Source organism: Williamsia sp. (assembly GCF_036566845.1).
Taxonomy (GTDB): domain Bacteria; phylum Actinomycetota; class Actinomycetes; order Mycobacteriales; family Mycobacteriaceae; genus Williamsia.
In genome coordinates this window covers 1-6,353 of the sequence record NZ_DATCVM010000248.1, presented here as the reverse complement: position 1 = coordinate 6,353, position 6,353 = coordinate 1, and the positions used below count along the sequence as shown (strand labels likewise).

Genomic DNA, 6,353 nt, shown 5'->3' with positions numbered 1-6,353 from the left:
CGCCACTGCGCTGCCGTGAGCGAGGTGACGAGGTCGAGAGTCTGTTGAATCGGCTTGGGCACCTTGCGCCCTGGCCGATCGGCGACGGTGATCAAACCGACGACCTGGCTGGGTCCGCCCTTGCCCGCCGCGTGCTGACGCAGCAGCTCGTGAGCGCGCACGAGACCGGACACCGTCTCGCGGGCGACGACGGCAACGAACGGACTCTGCCCGCCGTGACCGCCGGGCCACCGGCGACCACATTCAGCAGCGGGCGCGAGAACCTGCGCCAGAGTCGACGTTCCGGCCCCGCCGTGAGCGCCGAGCAGCCACACCATCGGCTTCGGAGCACCAGGCGGCAGCGGGATCGGTTCATCCCAGATCGGCGCCACCGCATCAGGAAGACGAACCGACGCATCTGTGAGGTCGACCCGGTGTCCCGGTTCGGCGGACAAGCGTTGTGCACCCATCAGCGATCACTCCGGCTGTCCGCCGCGCGCACACTCACACTGCGGATCTGCTCGTACGCGGCAGCGGTGTCGGGTGCGAGGTCGGTCGCCGAGATCGTCAACCCCGACGCAAGGTGCTGGTCGTACGGGATCTCCTCGACCGCGAAGACCTTGCCGGTCAGATGGTCGCGGAGCTGCGAGACATCGGCAGCAGAAGGGCCTGCGGTCTGGTGCGAGATGACCACGATCGTGCGATCGAGCGCCTTCTCTCCGGCGGTGAGCCGGATCGTCTCGAGGACGGCCCGCATCCGGTTGAATGCATCGGCGCGGCACGGTACCGCGACAACGATCGTCGACCACGGTTCTCCCCGGAGCGACTGCGCACTCTCGCGGCCGAACGCGCGGTGTCCCAGGTCGTAGACCGTGGTGTCGACCTGAGCGCGGACGTACCGATCGACCTGACGGAAGTCGGGTTCGATGGTTTCGAGCCAGTGGCGGCCGAGGACGTGGGCGCCGGCCGAGGTTGCCGAGGTGGACGCGCTGAACGACTCGTCAGCGTGCAGCGTCTCCGAGGACCCGAACATCGTCTCGATCGAGGTTTCCGAGACGGTCGAATCCGCTCCGCGCTCGACCAGGTCGCCGCCGCCGACCGTGGCATCTACGACGGCACTCGTCGCACCGATCGTCGACCACGCGTTCGCGAGACCGATCGCCGTGGTGGTGCTCCCCGCTCCCCCGCACGCACCGACGACCAACGTCATCGGCGGGACGGGATCGAGAACCTGGGCAGCGGCCGTGGATGTTTTGGCCGCAGAACTCTTCGGTTCGGGAGCGACGAGCGGAAACACCTGAGCTACCGGCGCTTCCACGACCTCCGGTTCCTCACCGAGCCAGCCGAGCCAATCCTGAGAGTTGTCGTTGTCGGTCACGATGCTTTTCCAATCGAGGTGATGAGCGTGCGGCCACCGACATCGGTGACCTTGACGATCTGACGGCCACTGACGCGGGAGCCGTCCAGATAGCGCTGCTCGAGGGTGACGGCGAAGGTGTTCGGTTCGGTTGCGCGGATCTCGACGCAGTGCTCGGTACCAGCGGGAACCGTGTCGATACCGGCTTGCAGTTCTTCGGCGGTTGCCGACTTCACCTGCGCATCGGAGACAAGCAGTGCGCGGGCCTTGGCCCCGTTGCGTTCGACGTAGTAGGCGTGATCGAACGCGAGAATGGCATCGGGACCCGACCCGGTTCCGCCGGGGCCGGACCCGCGAACGACTCCGGCCTCCGTCGACGGCGAGCACCACGACTGCTGAGCCACCGAGGTCGGAGTCTGCGAGGTGGTTGCCGTGCTGGTTGTTGCGGGAGCGATCTCCGCGACGTTCATCGGTGCGTCGTCGTCACCGCCGCCGAGCGCAGAAGCGGCGATCGCACCCCCGCCGATCACGAGGACCGCGACCGCTGCGAGCGCGCCGATGACCGCAGCGCGGCCACGCAGGCGCTGCGACGGTGAAGCCGAAGTAGCAGCCAGGGGTAGCGGATCGGCCGCTGCCTGGTCCTGCGTGTACTGCATCGCTTCCCGCAGCCACGCCGCGCCGCTGTCGTCGACAGAGACGTCGTTGGAGTCAGCAGCAGCAGCAACAGACGGCGCGGGAACGGAATCGGGTTTCGGAGCGGCCGGAGAGGTGTCGTCGTCGGACGCGAGGTCCACGACCGGAAGCGGCTCTACCGGCGCAGAGGTCTGCGCTCTCCCGTCCGCCGCAGGCGTGAACGGTGGGAACCACTGGTCGAGAACGGGATTGGAAGACTTGGGATCGTCATTGTTGTTATTTGTCACCATCGAGTCCTTTCTCCGGAGGTCCTGGTGCGGGGCACGAACACCCCGCACCAGAACGCCCGATCAGTTCGCCGCAGCAGTCGGTGTAGCGACCGCCGTGGTCGAGGTGATCGAGGTGGAGGTGCTGTTCGGACGGGGACTCGTCGTCGTTGTCGCCGAAGAAGACGAGGACGGGCGAGTCGCGACCGCCGTGGACGTGGCCTTCGTAGTGGAAGAAGGCGATCCACCTGCACGATCTGCCAGGTCCTTCGCCAACGCGACGAACCAATCGGTGACGAACGCCGTCGCCGATGTCCCGGTCGCCGTGGCCGGCACCGAGCCGTAACCGCCGTGGGCGGCCACCGTGGACGAATACTTCGTCAGCGTCGCAAGGTTGAGCAGATCCTTGTTGTCACTGACGTTGTCCTTGACCGCCGCGAACGCCTGCGTCGTCAACCGAGACGTAGTGGCCGGCGGAATCAGCTTCGTTGCCGCTCCGACCAACTTCGTGCCCAGAAGAGCAACCGCGCCAGCGGGATTGGCCAGCCCGACCGTCGCCAACTCCACGATGTTCGCCGGGGTCAGAACTTCCTTCGCGACAGTCTTGACCGCGTTGAACCCGATCGTGCCGACCTTCATGATCGCCTTGATCGCATCATCGGTGGACGGCAACGGAGTCCGAGGATCGGAGGCCACCGCAAGACGCTCGGACAGCGACTTCTTCGGCGCGATCGACAGATTCGCCAACGTCGTACCCGAGATGTCCTCGTTGACCACGGTCACCGCAGTCTTGATCGACGTCATCGCCAGAGCGTCACCGACCGAGGTCAACGACCGAATCGGATCACCCGAGGACAGCTCCGACTGACCGGCAATGTTGGTCACCACCCGCAGGATCGGAGAATCCGACGGCGCATCGCACGCGAGGTCACCGGACTGGCAGAAGCTCGCCACCCGCCCAGTCAGCGAGCCGTAGTTCTCCGCCACGTCCGCGACCGGCCCGATACCGCCACCAGCAGGAGGGACCTGATCGAGAGCGGACACCTTGGACACCTCAGCCCCGTCCGTTCCCGGAGCAGGCTTCGGGGACGTCTGACCGGGCGAGCCCGGAAACAGCGGTGCACCGGCAGCGCGGGTCGGGTCACCGAACGTCGCGACACCGACAACCTTGTCCGCAGCGATCACGCCCGAGCCCTTGCCGACCTCTTCGGCGAACAGTGAAACCACATGTGCGCCTTGGCTGTAACCGGCGAGGGTGAACTTCGTGTCCGGGCACGCAGCCGCGACCTCCGAAGCCATATCCCGCAAATTCTGCAAGCCGCCCTCGACGGACTGCGAATACGGCACGTTGCCGCCGAGAACAGCGCCGCCGAACCCGGCCTCGTACGGCACGTACGCGCGGCCGGCCAATTCCTTGTCACCGTCGACCGCCTTCGCGATCATCGGCATGAACACCTGCGACAACATGCCGGTGTCCGTCGTCGGCGCTGCATCCGGAGCAGACTGCCCTGTCCCCTGCACTCCAAGGCCGAACAGCGCGGGGCACTCCCCCTTCACCAGATCGGTACCGGACGCGGGAGCTGCATTCGCAAGCGGAGCAAACGAAAGGACCACGGCGGTAGCACTGACCAGCGACAGGCCCACTACCGCCGACCTGGCACCGAGACCAGCAGTAGAGCTGATCCCGGTGCCCGTCGAACGAGAACGAGAACGAGTGAACATCACATCAGATCCCTTGATCGAAGTTCAGAGCAGACAACGCGCCCACCCCGGATGGACGGCTCACGCCGGGATACCGGCACCGATGGCGTCGGCGATCATCCCCAGCGGAAGACCGGGCACAGCGGTGTTGGCCTGAAAATCCGTCACAGCCTGGTCGAATGCCGCGACAGCACCCTCACCGCCGGGCAGCGAGGTCACAGCATCGCGGATCTGCTGATCGACAACTGGTGCAGCAGCAGCGGTGTTGCGGACCGCGTCAGAGGCCGCAGTACCAACCGGCGGGCTAGCGGACCACTGATCGAGCGTGGTTTCGGTCTGCTCAGTGATGGCGGGCTGATCAATGTCCGGGATCTCGAAATCGATCGGCTGCCCCAAATCGCCTGCACCATAAGCAGATGCGGCAAGAGCGCCACCTGCGCCGCCGACGACCGCGCCACCGATAGCGGCAGGTACGCCGAGCACAGCTGCACCGATGCCCGCACCCGTCGCCGTTCCCACAACCCCAGCCGGAACCGCACCGATGGGAGTCACGATCGGAGCGAACAACGTCAAGGCGCTAGTCCCGCCGATGGTTCCCCCGATCAACGCGCCAGCGGTTGCAGCCGGAACAGCCGCCGCCGTAGCGCCAGCGAACGCACCAGCGGCAGCGCCGCCGACCTGAGCTGCTGCGAGACGTTCCGCCTCATCGGCCTCGAGGCCGGTCGAGCGCCAGAAGTCCGTCACCTGAGCTTCGATGACAGCGGTCTGACCGTTGGTCTTGTCCGCGGTGTCCTTGGCGATCCAATTCGGGCGATCAGCGAGGTAGCGGCCGAAACGGATCTTGTCTTCCGGAGCCTGAATCGGTGCCGTGAAGGTCTCGAGCTGCGTCGGGAGGTGAATCGACGTGTAGTCGACAGGAGCGACATAGTTGTCGTTGCTGTTGGTCGGCGGGGTGTACTGGTTGGTGTCGTAGTCCCAGTTCGGGAGCGGCTGCGCAGGCTTCTGGTACTCGACGGGAGCCGGAACCCACGTCTGCACAGGAGCGGGTTCGGGCGCCGAAGGAGCAGGTGTGGTCACTCCCGGCTGGCTCGGCACCGGAACCTCACTGGTGACGCCCGGCTGATCGCCCGGAGCAGCCACAGCAAAACCAGCCCCTCCGAACGTTGCCACCACCACAGCGGCAAACGAAACCGTAGCGACCGCAGTCGTAGACGGGGCGCGATGACGACCGCCCGAACGTGGCTTCTGGAAATGCTTCATGAGTGCCCTTTCAAACTTGTTGTGGTTTAACAATTAACCGGAATGGTGGATGTGTACGGCCGCACAAAAATTGAGAGCTACGCGGCCAGCGATCCCGACGCGAGCGCATCGGGAAGTCGAGTTGCTACGGGCGGAAATGCCCTTGTTGAAAGGCGCCTGATGTACCAGGAGTGGCGTGTGTCCGACCGCACGCTGCTGGAAGAACCCAGGAAACTGGCACGTTGACGTAGATATGTCAGGTCTTGTGACGTGAACAGTTAATGACATTGGCGGACAATGGAATACATCGTTTGGGGGTGGGGCACCCACCTCGCTCTCCGGGCAGGGAGAGCGAGGTGGGTGCTTCGCGGGCCGCATCATCAATTCGCGCAGGGAGCGCTGGGTGATAGGCCGAGTTCAAGGTGGCACAGCGGCTTTCAGGTACGACGAACCGCCCGACCTCCGGGTAAATGGAATCGGGTAATTCTGTCGCCTGGGCTATCCAGGTCGAACGGGTGTTTTGAGCAGAGCTGTTCCCCATGACTGCCTCCGGCTTGTTGCGATTTCAACCAGATCGCTTATGCTCGGAAGCCTGCGGTCTGGGTGCCTTAGTGCCTCTTGCACTGCAGGCTGGAAAGAACCCCAGGACCGGAACGCGACGCCAATCACAAGTCCGCTTCTGGGGTTTTCTGCACGACAAGGACCGGCCCGATTCGCACCTGGCCGGTATTTGTCGTCGAGTCGAATGTCACGAGCTGGCCGAATGCCGCTCTGTGCATGAAAAATAGTCACGATCCCTGCCCCTGCCCGGGAGAAAGTGGGCACCCCTGAATAGGGCTGCGCCACTTGCGTGGTGCTGCATCTGGAACCGACCTCGACAAGATCCAGGAAACCCCCGGGTGGGAGCGCTCTCGAAGCGTATTGCAAACCGGCTGGTTTGTGCAACTTATACACGCGCCTTCACCTCGATCCTCACTACGCTCACCGACGTTCCGGGCTAGCATTGTTGTCAACAATAACACGCAACTATGACGCGTGCTAGTGGCGGGTACCACTCCAGGGAGGCGCAAGAATGAGCAGGCAAGCAGGCGATCTGACCCCAGGAGTTGATGAAGTGCCACGGAGTGGAGTGCGCGGCTTTCGGGCCGACAGGCTCCGTGAGTTGCGTGTCAAAGCGG

The 6,353-nt window shown here is 64.7% G+C and carries 5 protein-coding genes; all 5 read right to left on the bottom strand.

All coding sequences use genetic code 11. From position 1 onward, the window contains the following. Nucleotides 1-449, bottom strand: a 449-nt coding sequence (locus VIQ49_RS24250) for a DUF6668 family protein (protein WP_331889147.1), incomplete at its 3' end; no start/stop codon positions are given. Then, nucleotides 449-1,357, bottom strand: a complete 909-nt coding sequence (locus VIQ49_RS24245) for a hypothetical protein (RefSeq protein ID WP_019749789.1) — start codon at nt 1,355-1,357, stop codon at nt 449-451. The genes VIQ49_RS24250 and VIQ49_RS24245, both read right to left, overlap by 1 nt. Next, nucleotides 1,354-2,259 carry a hypothetical protein gene (locus VIQ49_RS24240; protein WP_019749790.1) on the bottom strand — a complete coding sequence of 302 codons (906 nt, stop codon included), beginning with the start codon at nt 2,257-2,259 and terminating at the stop codon, nt 1,354-1,356. The genes VIQ49_RS24245 and VIQ49_RS24240 overlap by 4 nt, the downstream gene beginning before the upstream one ends. Before the next feature lie 60 nt (nt 2,260-2,319). Beyond that, nucleotides 2,320-3,702, bottom strand: a complete 1,383-nt coding sequence (locus tag VIQ49_RS24235; RefSeq protein ID WP_331889146.1) for a cutinase family protein — start codon at nt 3,700-3,702, stop codon at nt 2,320-2,322. A 315-nt stretch (nt 3,703-4,017) separates the two neighbouring features. Continuing rightward, entirely contained in the window at nt 4,018-5,076 is a 1,059-nt protein-coding gene (locus VIQ49_RS24230; RefSeq protein ID WP_100199330.1) for an insoluble domain protein, read from the bottom strand. Nucleotides 5,077-6,353 lie beyond the last annotated feature (1,277 nt).